This is a genomic window from Streptomyces sp. SID8352 (assembly GCF_009862265.1).
GTDB lineage: Bacteria > Actinomycetota > Actinomycetes > Streptomycetales > Streptomycetaceae > Streptomyces.
On record NZ_WWGX01000072.1, the window covers coordinates 1 to 14,301 of the forward strand.

12 protein-coding genes are annotated in these 14,301 nt (G+C 75.3%); 4 read left to right on the forward strand and 8 right to left on the reverse strand.

The features are described from left to right. Positions 1-745 precede the first annotated feature (745 nt). Positions 746-1,771 (forward strand): tryptophan--tRNA ligase, encoded by a 1,026-nt coding sequence (gene trpS, locus GTY84_RS22070; RefSeq protein WP_161228054.1) that lies wholly within the window; start codon positions 746-748, stop codon positions 1,769-1,771. On the opposite strand, the gene GTY84_RS22075 is transcribed toward trpS, so the two are convergent. After that, positions 1,711-2,724 carry a helix-turn-helix domain-containing protein gene (locus tag GTY84_RS22075; protein ID WP_161228055.1) on the reverse strand — a complete coding sequence of 338 codons (1,014 nt, stop codon included), beginning with the start codon at positions 2,722-2,724 and terminating at the stop codon, positions 1,711-1,713. The two genes, trpS and GTY84_RS22075, sit on opposite strands and share 61 nt — an antisense overlap. A gap of 194 nt (positions 2,725-2,918) precedes the next feature. Between GTY84_RS22075 and GTY84_RS22080 the strand changes: the two genes are divergently transcribed. Further along, positions 2,919-3,503, forward strand: a complete 585-nt coding sequence (locus tag GTY84_RS22080) for a cysteine hydrolase family protein (RefSeq protein ID WP_161228092.1) — start codon at positions 2,919-2,921, stop codon at positions 3,501-3,503. Between the two features lie 22 nt (positions 3,504-3,525). Here the strand turns inward: GTY84_RS22080 and proC are convergent, their stop codons facing one another. The 4 genes from proC to GTY84_RS22100 form a co-directional block, all read right to left on the reverse strand. After that, the gene (proC, locus tag GTY84_RS22085) at positions 3,526-4,338 is read right to left on the reverse strand and encodes a pyrroline-5-carboxylate reductase (protein ID WP_161228056.1); all 813 of its coding nucleotides are present in this window, start codon (positions 4,336-4,338) and stop codon (positions 3,526-3,528) included. A 272-nt stretch (positions 4,339-4,610) separates the two neighbouring features. After that, on the reverse strand, positions 4,611-5,405 hold the full coding sequence (locus GTY84_RS22090; protein ID WP_161228057.1) for a class I SAM-dependent methyltransferase: 795 nt from the start codon (positions 5,403-5,405) through the stop codon (positions 4,611-4,613). A 111-nt stretch (positions 5,406-5,516) separates the two neighbouring features. Next, entirely contained in the window at positions 5,517-6,038 is a 522-nt protein-coding gene (locus tag GTY84_RS22095) for an EamA/RhaT family transporter (RefSeq protein ID WP_161228058.1), read from the reverse strand. A 44-nt stretch (positions 6,039-6,082) separates the two neighbouring features. Beyond that, entirely contained in the window at positions 6,083-6,454 is a 372-nt protein-coding gene (locus tag GTY84_RS22100) for an SH3 domain-containing protein (protein WP_161228059.1), read from the reverse strand. A 130-nt stretch (positions 6,455-6,584) separates the two neighbouring features. Here GTY84_RS22100 and GTY84_RS22105 point away from each other — a divergent pair, with 130 nt between their 5' ends. Beyond that, positions 6,585-8,819 (forward strand): serine/threonine-protein kinase, encoded by a 2,235-nt coding sequence (locus GTY84_RS22105; RefSeq protein WP_161228060.1) that lies wholly within the window; start codon positions 6,585-6,587, stop codon positions 8,817-8,819. Positions 8,820-8,890: 71 nt separating this feature from the next. Here the strand turns inward: GTY84_RS22105 and ilvD are convergent, their stop codons facing one another. From ilvD to GTY84_RS22120, 3 genes are all read right to left on the reverse strand, one after another. Further along, the gene (ilvD, locus tag GTY84_RS22110) at positions 8,891-10,744 is read right to left on the reverse strand and encodes a dihydroxy-acid dehydratase (protein WP_161228061.1); all 1,854 of its coding nucleotides are present in this window, start codon (positions 10,742-10,744) and stop codon (positions 8,891-8,893) included. Positions 10,745-11,029: 285 nt separating this feature from the next. Next, complete coding sequence (locus GTY84_RS22115; protein ID WP_161228062.1) at positions 11,030-11,869, reverse strand: sugar phosphate isomerase/epimerase; 840 nt, start codon at positions 11,867-11,869, stop codon at positions 11,030-11,032. Positions 11,870-12,361: 492 nt separating this feature from the next. Then, entirely contained in the window at positions 12,362-13,294 is a 933-nt protein-coding gene (locus tag GTY84_RS22120) for a Ppx/GppA phosphatase family protein (RefSeq protein WP_161228063.1), read from the reverse strand. A gap of 73 nt (positions 13,295-13,367) precedes the next feature. Between GTY84_RS22120 and GTY84_RS22125 the strand changes: the two genes are divergently transcribed. Then, positions 13,368-14,225: a hypothetical protein gene (locus GTY84_RS22125; protein ID WP_161228064.1), complete on the forward strand. Its 858-nt coding sequence runs from the start codon at positions 13,368-13,370 to the stop codon at positions 14,223-14,225. The last annotated feature ends 76 nt before the right edge of the window (positions 14,226-14,301 follow it).

Consider the following 14,301-nt stretch of genomic DNA (forward strand, 5'->3'; position numbering starts at 1 on the left):
AACCCGGTCGGAGATCCGATCAGGTCGGGGTATCAACATATCTGGCGTTGACTTTTGGCACGCTGTTGAGTTCTCAAGGAACGGACGCTTCCTTTGTACTCACCCGAGATTCAATCTCAGGCTTTCCTCCGGGCGCTTTCCCTTCGGTCTTGCGTTTCCGACTCTATCAGATCTTTCCGACCCGATTTCCTCGGTGCTTTCCAGGTTCCCGCTTCCGCGTTTCCCTTTCCGGCGGTTCCGACTCTATCAGAACCTTCCGGTCCCGATTCCCCGTCAGAGGGGGCCGCCGGTGCGGCCGTTGGGCCGTTCCGACTGGTGAGACCTTAGCGGACTCCCGGCCCCCGAGCTAATCGGGGGCCACCGTCCTTTCGAACGGGGATTCCTCATTCCGCGAATACACGGACCATTCCTGCGGCGACGCCGATAGCGCGGCTGCTCGTCGAAGGAGGGCTGGTACGTACGGAATCGCTGCCCGGGGCCGACCGGAGTCGGTGCTCACGTCGGGCAACCCGGAGAACCATACGGACGCGGCCGGGGCGTGTCAACCGCCTGACGGACCGTCGTCACGGGCGTACTGTGCGGGGCATGACGACGCGTACGCACAGCCAGTTCTGGTGGGCCGCCTGACGGCGGCCCCGCTCACGTACGCGCACCGTGACGGCCGCCGCTCCCGGCGGCCGTTTCCCGTGTCTCCCCCGCGGAGGCGGCCGGCGGACCTCGGCGGCCCCGACGAAGAGGTGGAGAGATGACACGGGTCTTCAGCGGCATCAAGCCGACGGGCCATCTGACGCTCGGGAACTACCTGGGAGCCATGCGGCGCTGGGCCGACGTGGACCAGCACCGCGCCGACGCCCTGTTCTGCGTCGTCGACCTGCACGCCCTGACCGTCGACCACGACCCGGCGCGGGTGCGCAGACTCACCCGGCAGTCGGCCTCCCTGCTGCTGGCGGCGGGGCTCGACCCCCGGCTGTGCACCGTGTTCGTGCAGAGCCATGTCGACGAGCACACCCGGCTGTCCTACGCGCTGGAGTGCGTGGCGGGCGACGGGGAGGCGCGGCGGATGATCCAGTACAAGGAGAAGGCCGTCCGGGAGCGCGAGCGGGGCGGCGGGGTGCGGCTGTCGCTGCTGACGTATCCGGTGCTGATGGCGGCGGACATCCTGGCGTACGGCACGGACGAGGTGCCGGTGGGTGACGACCAGACGCAGCACGTGGAGCTGGCGCGGGACCTGGCGGTCCGGTTCAACCAGCGCTACGGGCACACCTTCACCGTCCCCCGGGCCACCCGGCCGGCGGTGGCGGCACGGGTGATGAACCTCCGGGAACCGGCGGCGAAGATGGGCAAGAGCGACGACAGCGGGCCCGGGATCGTCTATCTGCTGGACGAGCCGGACACGGTGCGCGGGAAGATCATGCGGGCCGTGACCGACAGCGGTCAGAAGGTCGTGCACGACCCCGCGGGCCGTCCCGGGGTGGCCAACCTGCTGGAGATCCTCGCCGCCTGCGTGGGCGGGGAGCCCGCCGCGCTCGCCGGGTCCTACGACTCCTACGGCGCCCTCAAGAAGGACACCGCCGAGGCCGTGGTGGAGACGCTGCGCCCGCTGCGGGAACGGCACCGGGAGCTGTGCGCCGACCCCGGCCACGTCGACGCCGTGCTGCGGGAGGGCGCGGAGCGGGCCCGGGCCATGGCGCGGCCCCGGGTCGACGCCGCCTACCGGGCGCTCGGGCTGCTGGAACCCGTGGCGGACCCGGTGGTGAACGCGGCCCGGTAGGCCCGGGGGCTGGTGGCGAGGCGCGCTGCGAAGTGCTGGCGCATCGTGACCTCGCTGCCGAACCCGGCCCGGCGGGCTACCTCGGGCATGGGCAGGTCGGTGCGCTCCAGGAGCTTCTGGGCGGCCGCGACGCGCTGGTCGAGGAGCCAGCGCAGCGGTGTGGTGCCGGTGGCGGCGGCGAAGTGCCGGGCGAAGCCGCGCGGGGACATCCCGGCGCGGGCGGCCAGGTCGGCGACGGTGAACGGTTCCCCCAGATGGCGCAGGGCGTGCTCGCGGACGGCGGCGAGGGCGTCGGCGTCGCGGTCGGCGCGCGGGGTGGGGTGCTCGATGAACTGGGCCTGGGTGCCGGTGCGGAAGGGCGCCGTGACCATCGAGCGGGCGATGACGGCGGCGGCCTCGGCGCCGTGGGACAGGCGCACGAGGTGGAGGCAGAGGTCGATCCCGGCGGCGGTCCCGGCGGAGGTCCAGAGGGTGCCGTCCTCGATGAAGAGGGCGTCGGGGACGACGGTGACCCCGGGATGGCGGCGGCGCAGGAGGTCGGTCAGCCGCCAGTGGGTGATGGCGCGCCGCCCGTCGAGGAGTCCGGCCTGGGCGAGGGTGAACGCCCCGGCGCACAGGGCGGCGACGGTGGTGCCGCGGGCGTGGGCGCGGCGCAGGGCGGCGAGGACGGGTTCGGGCGCCGGGGTGAGGTGGTCGTCGAGGCCGGGGACGACGACGAGGTCGGCGCGGTCGAGCCAGCCGAGGGCGCGGTCGGGCCGGAGGTCGAGGCCGCCGCGCATCGGGACGGGGGTGCCGGGGTCGGCGGCGACCCGGCGCAGCTCGAAGGCGGGGGCGCCGCGGTCGGTGCGGTCGGTGCCCCAGACCTCGGTGATGACGGAGACGTCGAAGGCCCGGACACCGGGGAAGGCGACCAGGGCGATCCGGTGGGGCGCGGGGGCGGCCGGTGCTGCCATGAGTGGCAGTAAACCATCGATCGCTGGCTTTCGTACCGCTGGGGCGGGGCGCCGGGCGGCGGCACGATGGCGGCATGGAACAGGACCGGGACCAGGGCAGCGACCAGGGCAGGGGCACGGGTGGGGACATGGGCACGGACGGTGGTGGCCGGGACGGCGGGCGCGCGGGCGGCGCGGTGGGGACGGCGGGCGGCGTGGCCGTCGCCGGGAACGCGGCACTGGTCGTCGTGGACGTGCAGAAGGGCTTCGAGGAGCTGGACTTCTGGGGCGAGCGCAACCATCCGGAGGCGGACGGCAACATCGCCGCCCTCATCGACGTGTGGCAGTCGACCGGGCGCCCGGTGGTCCTCGTGCGGCACGACTCGGCGCGCCCCGACTCGCCGCTGCGGACCGGGTACGCGGGCAACGACTTCAAGGAGTACGTGGCCGAGCGGCGCGGGCGGGGCGGCGGGGCCGAGCTGCTGGTGACCAAGAGCGTCAACTCGGCGTTTCTCGGATCACCGGATCTGGGGACGTGGCTGCGCGGGGAGGGGATCACGCAGATCGTGCTGGCCGGTATCCAGACGAACATGTGCGTGGAGACGACCGCGCGGATGGGCGGGAACCTGGGGTACGAGGTGCTGGTCGCCTACGACGCGACGTACACGTTCGGCCTGGAGGGGCCCTTCGGCTGGCGGCGGAGCGCCGACGAGCTGGCGCGGGCGTCGGCGGTGTCGCTGCACGGGGGCGGGTTCGCGCGGGTGGTGACGACCGGGGAGGTCGTGGCCGCCGCCGGGTGAACCCGCCCGCCGGGCGCGGCGGTCAGTCCTTGCTGCCGGAGGCCAGTTCGCGGCTGCGGTCGCGGGCGGCCTCCAGGGCGGCGATCAGGGCGGCGCGGACGCCGTGGTTCTCCAGCTCGCGGATGGCGTTGATGGTGGTGCCGGCCGGGGAGGTCACGTTCTCGCGGAGCCGGACCGGGTGCTCGCCGCTGTCGCGGAGCATGGTGGCGGCGCCGATGGCGGACTGGACGATGAGGTCGTGGGCCTTGTCCCGGGGCAGGCCGAGCAGGATGCCCGCGTCGGTCATGGCCTCGACCAGGTAGAAGAAGTAGGCCGGGCCGCTGCCGGAGAGGGCGGTGCAGGCGTCCTGCTGGGACTCGGGGACGCGCAGGGTCTTGCCCACCGAGCCGAAGATGCCCTCGGTGTGCGCGAGGTGGGCCTCGGTGGCGTGGGTGCCGGCGGAGATGACGGACATGGCCTCGTCGACGAGGGCCGGGGTGTTCGTCATGACGCGGACGACGGGGACGCCGGGGACGAGCCGGTCCTCGAAGAAGGCGGTGGGGATGCCGGCGGCGCCGCTGATGACCAGGCGGTCGGCGGGGATGTGCGGGGCGAGTTCGTCGAGGAGGGTGCCCATGTCCTGCGGCTTGACCGTGAGGATCAGCGTGTCGGCGCTCCGGGCGGCCTCGGCGTTGCCGACCGGCGTGACGCCGTAGCGGGCGCGGAGCTCCTCGGCTCGCTCCGGGCGGCGGGCGGTGACCAGCAGGTCGGCGGTCGACCAGCCGGAGCCGATCATGCCGCTGAGCAGGGCTTCGCCGATCTTTCCGGTGCCGAGGACTGCGACTTTCTGGGTCATGGCGTTCGGTGCCCTCCGTGGGTGCGTCGTCCCTCGTCATCCTCGCACCCCGGGGGTGCGCGGGGGCGGCGCGTCCGGTGGGCGGGACGGGTACGGGGCCCGGCGGCGGGACGGGTACGGGCCGGGGCGGCGCGGGCGGGGCCCGGAGGGAGGACCCCGGCGGCCCCGGGTCCCACGGGGGCGGGACCACGGCGGACACGGCACGGCAGGCACGGCACGGCGGGCGCGACGGGGCAGGCACGACGGGGCGGGCATGGCAGGCACGACGGGGCTCAGGCCACCGGGGGCGCCTTCGCGAGGAGGAGGACCGTGTCGTACGTCTCCTCCACGACGCCGTCCGGGAAGACCTCCAGCAGATGGCGGCGCTCCTCGGCGAGGAAGGCGGCGCCCCGGTCGGGGAGGAGCAGGAGGGCGGAGTGGCTGCCGAGGTTGGCCAGATGGCCGTCGAGGGAAACCCGGCGGGACCAGCGGACCTCGCGGCGGGCGAAGGCGAGGCGGCCGGAGGGGTCGGCGACACCGCCGGCCGCGGCGCCGCGCCGCTCGGCGGCGGAGTCGACGCCGAAGTGGCGCCGCGCGCGCTCCCCGGCGGCGGCGGTCCAGGGCACGTCGAGGGCGTCGGTGTTCCACCACAGGGCGAGCGCGCCGCCGGGCCGCAGCACCCGCAGCGCCTCCGGCACCGAGCGGGCGGGGTCGGTCCAGTGCCAGGACTGGGCGTAGGTGACGAGGTCGGCGGTGCCGGTGGCCAGCGGCAGGGCGTCACCGCTGCCCCGCACCACGGGCACGCCGGGCAGGGAGCGGCGGAACTGCGCGGCCATGCCGCCGCCCGGCTCCACGGCGAGCACCTCGGCGCCCCGCGCGTGCAGCAGGGCGGTCGCGATGCCGGTGCCCGCGCCGACGTCCACGGCCCGGGAACCGGCGAGCGGACGGCCGCTCAGCTCCTCGACGGCGTCGAGCAGGGCGGGCGGGTAGGAGGGGCGGTGGGCGGCGTACTGCGCGGCGGCGGCGTCGAAGGACCGCGCCCGCGCGACGCGGTCGCCGCCCCGGGGAGCCGGGGGTGTCGTGGTCATGCCCCCATGGTGACGCGGACGGACCGGGACGGCAGGGGGTTTCTCCGGCCCGCGCGCGGAGGGGGAAGGGCCGGAGGCTCCGGCGGCGGGCGGGGCGTCCCGGCCGCTCGCCTACGCCGGACGCTTCTTCTTGCGCGGGTTGCCCGAGCGGCGGGCCGTGCGCCGCTCGTACTGCTCGCGGGCCGTCTCGTACTCGGCGCGCAGGAGCTTCTCGCCGGGTGCCTCGAAGAGCGAGCGCAGCGCGTAGGCGCACAGGGAGCCGACGAAGCCCACGGCCAGCAGCCCGCGCAGCGAGGAGCGGCGCTCGGGGTCGGGGCGCTGGGAGTAGCCGCCCCAGGTGTGGCCGAAGGCCAGCGCGCTGCAGACGGCGAACATCACGATCGTCAGCCCCGTGACGAAGCCGCCGACCTCGGCGATCCGGAGGCCCTGGTAGGCGAAGCGCAGCACGAGGCAGGCGGCCACCGCCGCGACGGCCGAGCCGAGGGCGAGGCCGGCCCGGCGCGCGGCGTAGCCGCCGTCGTGGCCGACCCAGGTCGTGCCGTAGAACCGGAGGGGCTCCGGGCGGGGCCCGGCGGCGGGCGGGGAGCCCGCGGTGCCGTCGGGTGTGCCGTTCGTACCGTTCTCTGCGCTCACGGGACGATTATGGCTCCCCGGCCCGCCGCGGGCCCCGGCCGGGCTCAGGAGCAGCGGGGCGCGACGTAGCCGTTGCTGCCCGTGTACACGTAGGCGTCGGAGACGTACTGCCCGTTCGCGATGTTGTCCCAGAGGGTGGTGGTGCCGTACGGGCCCGCGACGTTGGTGCCGGGCCGCTGGCAGGTGATGGTCACACGCGAGCCCGCGGGCAGCACGCGGACGATGCTGTACCAGGTGCCGGGCCCGCTGCGGACGTTGAGTTGGACGCCCGGTGCGATCGGGTAGGACGCCGCTGCCGCCGCTGCCGCGACCCCGGCGACCGCCCCCGTACCGGCCTTGCCCTCCGTGGCGGCCGCGCCCTCCGCGGCGGCCTCCTCACCCGTGCCGTCCCGCTCTTCCCCGTGGCCGGTCTTCATAGGGTCCCTCCCCGATCGTGAGCGCGTTCGCGACTCGTACGGCGAGGCTAGCAAGCCCCCTCGGCCCCGAACGTGCCATCGACTAGGCTCCGAACGTCGCGCGCGCACGGAACGGCACGGGGGTGGTCCCATGGCGCCACGGACGAACGCCGGGGATCATCCGGAATATCTCGGGGAGCATCCGCGGTACATCGGCCACTACCGGCTGGACTCCTGTCTCGGCTCCGGCGGCATGGGCGTCGTGCACGTGGCGCGGAGCGCCTCCGGGATGAAGCTCGCGGTGAAGGTCGTCCACGCGCGCTACGCCGAGGACCCCGAGTTCCGGGGCCGTTTCCGGCAGGAGGTGGCCGCCGCGCGACGGGTGAGCGGCGCCTTCACGGCACCCGTCGTCGACGCCGACCCCGAGGCCGAACGCCCCTGGATGGCCACGCTGTTCATCCCGGGTCCGACCCTCGCCGACCGGGTGAAGCGGAACGGGCCCATGGACGCGGCCCGGTTGCGGCGGCTGATGGCCGGCCTGGCGGAGGCGCTGCGCGACATCCACCGGGTGGGGGTGGTGCACCGGGACCTCAAGCCGAGCAACGTGCTGCTCGCCGAGGACGGGCCGAAAGTCATCGACTTCGGCATCTCCCGGCCCACCGACAGCGAACTGCGCACCGAGACCGGCAAGTTGATCGGCACCCCGCCGTTCATGGCGCCCGAGCAGTTCCGCCGTCCGCGCCAGGTGGGCCCGGCGGCCGACGTGTTCGCGCTGGGTTCGCTGATGGTGCACGCGGCGACCGGGCGCGGTCCCTTCGACTCCGACAGCCACTACGTCGTCGCCTACCAGGTGGTCCACGACGAGCCCGATCTGACCGGGCTGCCGGAGGCGCTGGCGCCGCTGGTGCTGCGCTGCCTCGCCAAGGACCCGGACGAACGGCCCACCCCGGACGAGTTGATGCGCGAACTGCGCGGGGAGGCCGCGTCGTACGACACCCAGACGTTCGTCCCGGCGCCGCGGGACCCGGGCCGGGGCGACGGGACCGGATCCGGGGACGTCTCGGCCTGGGGCTGGGCCGGGGCGGAGGAGCCGGAGCCCGGCGGGGGCGTTCCGGGGCCCGGCGCATCCGCCGGGGGCGGGGGCGGGGAGGGTTCCGGCGCCGCGTCCGGCGGCCGGGCCGGTGCCGGGCGACCCGTGCGGCGGATCGGCCGGCGCACCGCCCTGGTCGCGGGCGGGCTCTGCCTGGCCGTGCTCGGCGGGCTCGCCTCGCTGGCGCTGCTCGGCGCTCCGGGGAAGCCGCCCGGCCACACCGCGGCCACGCAGACCGCGCCCGCCCGGTTCGGCACCTGGCGGACCGCCCCCACCGCCGAGGGCGGCATGCCGCACTGCTCCTACGGCACCGGACGGCTGCTGTGCGCCCGCGCGGGAGAGGTCTTCGCGCTCGACCCGGCCGACGGCTCGGTGCTGTGGCGGCACGACGTGGAGCCGTCGGAGCCGAGCCGGGCGCCGGTCGCCGCGGGCGGCCTGGTGCACCCCTCCATCGACCGCATCGGCGCCCTGGAGGCCCTCGACCCGGTCACCGGCGAGACGGCGTGGCGGCACGAGGCGCCGGAGTTCGGCGGACTGCGCGGCGCGGGCGGCACCCTGCTGCTCACCGGCGCCGACGGCAGGGTCACCGGCATCGACGGCTCCTCGGGCGGGACCCGCTGGTCGGGCCGGGTCCCCGGGCAGGCCGTGCCGTACTTCTCCTCGTTCCCCGGCGACCCGGTGGCGTACGCGACGAGCATGCCGGGCGGCGGTACGCGGACCCGGGTCACCGCGATGGACCCGGCGACGGGCACCGTGCGCTGGAAGGCCGATCTGGACGGCGCCCTGACCCCCGTCGGCTCGGCCGGCGGCTCCGTGTACTTCCTGGCCGGGGACGCGGTGTACGGGGACGCCGGGGCCGTGCTCCGCTACACCCCGGGCGACGGCTCCCTGCGCCGGACGGTGCTGGCCTCACCGGTCGCGCAGGCGCAGGCGACGGTGCGCGGGACCACCGTGTACCTGATGGGCGTGGGCGGCTCGCTGGTCGCCGTCGACCCGGCGGCGGGCACCGAGCGGTGGCGGCTGGAGACGGGGATGAGCCGGGGCTCGGCGCCCGTCTCCGACGGACGGCACGTGTACGTCACCGCGCCCGACGGGCGGCTCCTCGGCGTCGACGCGCGCACCGGGCGGCTGCTCGGGCAGACCCCGCCCCGGCTGGGTGCCGGGGCCGACCGGGTGCCCGCCTCGCTCCCGGCACCGGTGGTCGCGGGCGGTCGCGTCTACGCGGGCGCGCCCGACGGCTCGGTCTTCGGGGTGGACGGCAGGGACCCGGGCGCCTGGCAGCGCACCGGGTCCTGAGGGCCCCGCGCGGGCGGGGGGCCGCCCGCCGGAACCGGCTCCGGGCGGGCGGCGGGCGGCGGGCGGCGGGCTCAGCCCAGCCGGGAGACGTCCCGGACGGCTCCCCGGTCGGCGCTCGTCGCCATCGCGGCGTAGGCCCGCAGGGCGGCCGACACCTTGCGCTCGCGCTGCCTGGGCGCGTACACGCCGTTCAGCGCCTCCTCGCGGCGGGCCAGCTCGGCGTCGTCGACCAGCAGCTCGACCGAGCGGTTGGGGATGTCGATGCGGATGCGGTCGCCGTTCTCGACGAGGGCGATGGTGCCGCCCGAGGCCGCCTCCGGCGAGGCGTGGCCCAGGGAAAGGCCCGAGGTGCCGCCGGAGAACCGGCCGTCGGTGATCAGCGCGCAGACCTTCCCGAGGCCGCGGCTCTTGAGGTAGGAGGTCGGGTAGAGCATCTCCTGCATGCCGGGGCCGCCCCGGGGGCCCTCGTAGCGGATGACGACCACGTCGCCCGCCGTGACCTGCTTGGTGAGGATCTTCTCCACCGCCTCCTCCTGGGACTCGCAGACCACCGCGGGGCCCTCGAAGGTCCAGATGGCCTCGTCGACGCCGGCCGTCTTGACGACGCAGCCGTCGACCGCCAGGTTGCCGCGCAGCACCGCGAGGCCGCCGTCCTTGGAGTAGGCGTGCTCGGCGGAGCGGATGCAGCCGCCCTCGGCGTCCTCGTCCAGGGTGTCCCAGCGCTCGGACTGCGAGAACGCCTCGGCGGAGCGGACGCAGCCGGGCGCCGCGTGCCACAGCTCCACGGCCTCCTCGGAGGGGGAGCCGCCGCGCACGTCCCAGTTCTTCAGCCAGTCGGCCAGCGAGGGGCTGTGCACGGAGTGGACGCCCTCGTGGAGCAGGCCCGCCCGGTGCAGCTCGCCGAGCAGGGCGGGGATGCCGCCCGCCCGGTGCACGTCCTCCATGTAGTAGGTGCGGTCCTTGCCGACGTTCGGCGCGACCTTGGCCAGGCACGGCACCCGGCGCGAGAGGGCGTCGATCTGGGTGAGGCCGAAGGGGACACCGCCCTCTTCGGCGGCGGCCAGCAGGTGCAGGATCGTGTTGGTGGAGCCGCCCATGGCGATGTCCAGGGCCATGGCGTTCTCGAAGGCGTCGATCGTGGCGATGGAGCGCGGCAGGACGGAGTGGTCGTCCTGCTCGTAGTGGCGGCGGGTCAGCTCCATGACGGTCTCGGCGGCCCGCACGTAGAGCTGCCGGCGCGCGGTGTGGGTGGCCAGGACCGAGCCGTTGCCCGGCAGCGAGAGGCCGATGGCCTCGGTGAGGCAGTTCATCGAGTTGGCGGTGAACATGCCGGAACAGCTGCCGCAGGTGGGACAGGCGTTCTCCTCGATGCGCTGCACGTCCGCGTCGGAGACCTTGTCGTTGGCCGCCTCGACCATCGCGTCGACCAGGTCCAGGGTGCGCACCGTGCCGTCGACCAGGGTGGCGCGGCCGGACTCCATCGGGCCGCCGGAGACGAAGACCGTCGGGATGTTCAGCCGCAGGGCGGCGTTGAGCATCCCCGGGGTGATCTTGTCGCAGTTGGAGATGCAGATCAGGGCGTCGGCGCAGTGGGCCTCCACCATGTACTCCACGCTGTCCGCGATCAGGTCGCGGGAGGGCAGCGAGTAGAGCATGCCGCCGTGGCCCATGGCGATGCCGTCGTCGACGGCGATGGTGTTGAACTCGCGCGGGATGCCCCCGGCCGCCGTGACGGCCTCGCTGACGATCCGGCCGACGGGCGCCAGGTGGGTGTGGCCGGGCACGAACTCCGTGAAGCTGTTGGCCACGGCGATGACCGGCTTGCGGCCGATGTCCGCGCCGGGTACACCGGAGGCCCGCATGAGGGCACGGGCGCCCGCCATGTTGCGGCCGTGGGTGACTGTGCGGGACCTCAGCTCGGGCATCGTCGCTCGCTCCTTCGGAGAGTTCCGCCGGGGCTCCGGCTGGAGCGCGCCCGGCAGTTTTCTGACTGTCGACGAGCGTACGCCGGTCATCCAGCGCTCGGGACGGGGCGTCCGGAATGCGGGACGGGCGTCTCGCCGGGGAGCCCTCGGAGCCCCCGCCGCACGGCCCCCGGGCGGAGCCGGTGCCCGGACCTCGGCTCCGCCGCCGGGCCACGTCCCGCGGCCCCGTTCCCCACTCCGCCGCGGCGCCCCGACGCCCCGGCCCCGCCCCCGGCCCCGGCCCCGTCAGCCGCGCCGCGCCCTCGCCGCCGCCGCGGCCGACGCCAGGTGCAGCCGGGTGAAGGCCAGCGCCTCGGCGAGATCGGCCTCGCGTTCGGCGCCGGACATCGCGCGCCGGGTGTTGACCTCGATGACGACATGGCCGTCGAACCCGGCCTGCGCCAGCCGCTCCAGCAGCTCGGCGCAGGGCTGGGTGCCGCGGCCGGGCACCAGGTGCTCGTCCTTGGCGGAGCCCCGGCCGTCGGCGAGGTGCACGTGTCCCAGCCGGTCGCCCATCCGGGCGACCATGTCGAGGGCGTCCACACGGGCCGTGGAGGCGTGGCTGAGGTCGATCGTGAAGTGCCGGTAGTCGTGCCGGGTCACGTCCCAGTCGGGGGCGTAGGCGAGCATCTCGCGGTCCCGGTAGCGCCAGGGGTACATGTTCTCCACGGCGAACCGCACGTCCGTCTCGTCCGCCATCCGCCACACGCCGTCCACGAAGTCCCGGGCGTACTGGCGCTGCCAGCGGAAGGGCGGGTGCACCACGACGGTGCCGGCGCCGAGCCGCTCGGCTGCGGCGCGGGCGCGCCGGAGCTTGGTCCACGGGTCGGTGGACCAGACCCGCTGGGTGATGAGCAGACAGGGCGCGTGCACGGCCAGGACCGGCATCCGGTGGTAGTCGCTGAGCCGTCGCAGCGCGTCGATGTCCTGGCTCACCGGGTCCGTCCAGACCATGACCTCGACCCCGTCGTAGCCGAGGCGCGCGGCGATCTCGAAGGCCGTCGCCGTCGACTCCGGATAGACGGAAGCCGTGGACAGCGCGACCTTCGCGGCGGGGAGGCGGACTACGTCCCTTGGTTCTGCCACGGGGGCCAGGTTACGGGGTGGGCCGGGGGAGGCGCGGGGTCGCGCCGGGCGGCTGTGGCGAGCGCCACGGGGGCACCGGGCCCGGGACCCGGCGGGCTCCGCGACCGCCCGCGCGTCCGCCCGGCCGGGGGACCGGTGGCCGCGCGGCCCCGTTCACGCCTCCGCCGGGGCGGGCTTGGCAGGACGCGGCGGGTCTCGGTGGGCTTCGGCGGGTCTCGGTGGGTCTCGGTGGGTTCCGGCGGGGCGCGCGGTCGCCGGGCACGGCCGGTCCGCCCGGGGCCCGGCGGATGCGCGGGTCTCCGTGCGTCCGCCCCGGCCGTTCCGGGGGAGGGGCACGGCCCGTCCGCGTGCGCCCGCGCCCGGCGGGTGCGGGCGCCGTCCGGGCACGTCCGTCGCGCGACCGGCGGGGTTCCCGGCCGCCCGTGGCGCGCCCCCGCCCCGGGGCCGGGAGCCGTGAGGGGAACCGGGAGCCGTCAGGGGAGCCGGAGGCCGTCAGCCCCGGCCCATCTGGTCCAGGCGCCGCAGGATCACGCCCTCCCGCAGCGCCCAGGGACATATCTCCAGGCTCTCCACGCGGAACAGCTCCATCGCCGCCTCGGCCACCAGCGCCCCGGCCACCAGCTGGCCCCCGCGGCCGTCCGAGACGCCGGGCAGCTCGGTGCGCTCGGCGGCGGTCATCGCGGCGAGCCGGGGCACCCACGGCTCCAGGGAGGCCCGCTTCAGCTCCCGCTGCACATACAGGCCGTCGGCGGAGCGGGCGGCTCCGGCGAGCCGGGCGAGCAGCTTGAACGTCTTGGAGGTGGCGACCACGTGGTCGGGGGTGCCGAGGCGGCTGAACTCCCCCACCGTGCGGGCGATCTCGGTACGGACGTGGCGGCGCAGCGCCCGGACGTCGTCGGGGGCGGGCGGGTCGCCGGGCAGCCGGGCGGCGGTCAGCCGGCCCGCGCCCAGCGGCAGCGAGACGGCTGCGTCGGGCTCCTCGTCGATGCCGCAGGCGATCTCCAGGGAGCCGCCGCCGATGTCGAGGACCAGCAGGCGCCCGGCGGACCAGCCGAACCAGCGGCGGGCGGCGAGGAAGGTCAGCCGGGCCTCGTCCTCGCCGCTGAGGACGGCCAGCTCGACGCCGGTCTCCTCGCGCACGCGGGCGAGCACCTCGTCGGCGTTGCGGGCCTCGCGGACGGCGGAGGTCGCGAACGGCAGCAGGTCCTCGACGCCCTGGTCCTCGGCGGCCCGGAGCGCCTCGTGGACGACCGCGACGAGGCGGTCGACCCCCTCGGGACCGACCGCCCCGTCCGCGTCGAGGAGCTGGGCCAGCCGCAGATCCGCCTTGTGCGAGTGCGCGGGCAGCGGGGGCGCGCCGTGGTGGGCGTCCACCACCAGCAGATGCACCGTGTTCGATCCCACGTCGAGGACACCGAGTCTCATGGAGGGAAACGCTACTGCGGCCCGGGGGTGCGGACGGTGCCGTCCCGCGATGCGGGCCACTTACCCTGGTCCCGTGCCAAAGACGAAAAAGGCGAAGGACGAGAAGTCGCCCAAGAAGGACAAGATGAGCATCAGGGTCGGCCCGCCGGTTCCGGACGCGGCTCCTTCGGCGGACGACGAGAAGGGCCTCGACTTCGCGCGCGCGTGGGTCGAGTTCCCCGATCCGGCCGACGAGGAGCAGGTGTTCCGCTGCGACCTGACCTGGCTGACCTCGCGCTGGAGCTGCGTCTTCGGCAGCGGCTGCCAGGGCATCCGGGCGGGCCGCGCCGACGACGGCTGCTGCACCCTGGGCGCCCACTTCTCCGACGAGGAGGACGAGCGGAGGGTCGCCGGGCATGTGGCGAGGCTCACGCCGGACATCTGGCAGCACCACGCCGAGGGCACCCGGGACGGCTGGGTCTCCGAGGACGAGGACGGCTCCCGTCAGACCCGTCCCTTCGAGGGCTCGTGCGTCTTCCAGAACCGTCCCGGCTTCGCCGGCGGCGCGGGCTGCTCGCTGCACATCCTGGCGCTGCGGGAGGGCCGGGAGCCGCTGGAGACCAAGCCGGACGTGTGCTGGCAGCTCCCGGTGCGGCGGACGTACGAATGGATCGACCGGCCCGACGACACCCGGGTGCTCCAGGTGTCGATCGGCGAGTACGACCGGCGCGGCTGGGGCCCGGGCGGCCACGACCTGCACTGGTGGTGCACCTCGGCGGCCTCGGCGCACGGCGCGGGCGATCCGGTCTACGTCTCGTACCGGCCGGAGCTGATCGAGCTGATGGGCGCCGCCGGCTACGACCGGCTGGTGGAGCTGTGCGAGCGGCGGCTCGCCTCCGCGCTCCCCCTGGTCGCCCCGCACCCGGCGGACCCGCCGGCCGCGGGGGCGTAGGCGGGCCCGGAACGGAACCAGGTGCCGAGCCCCGGCCGGGCCTTGGCCGGGTCCAGGACCAGGACCAGGACCGGAG

Excerpts from the sequence above, each read along its gene's own strand:
- trpS (WP_161228054.1), top strand. The coding sequence starts at position 746 with ATGACACGGGTCTTCAGCGGCATCAAGCCGACGGGCCATCTGACGCTC.
- GTY84_RS22075 (WP_161228055.1), bottom strand. The coding sequence starts at position 2,724 with ATGGCAGCACCGGCCGCCCCCGCGCCCCACCGGATCGCCCTGGTCGCC.
- proC (WP_161228056.1), bottom strand. The coding sequence starts at position 4,338 with ATGACCCAGAAAGTCGCAGTCCTCGGCACCGGAAAGATCGGCGAAGCC.
- GTY84_RS22090 (WP_161228057.1), bottom strand. The coding sequence starts at position 5,405 with ATGACCACGACACCCCCGGCTCCCCGGGGCGGCGACCGCGTCGCGCGG.
- GTY84_RS22100 (WP_161228059.1), bottom strand. The coding sequence starts at position 6,454 with ATGAAGACCGGCCACGGGGAAGAGCGGGACGGCACGGGTGAGGAGGCC.
- GTY84_RS22105 (WP_161228060.1), top strand. The coding sequence starts at position 6,585 with ATGGCGCCACGGACGAACGCCGGGGATCATCCGGAATATCTCGGGGAG.
- ilvD (WP_161228061.1), bottom strand. The coding sequence starts at position 10,744 with ATGCCCGAGCTGAGGTCCCGCACAGTCACCCACGGCCGCAACATGGCG.
- GTY84_RS22120 (WP_161228063.1), bottom strand. The coding sequence starts at position 13,294 with ATGAGACTCGGTGTCCTCGACGTGGGATCGAACACGGTGCATCTGCTG.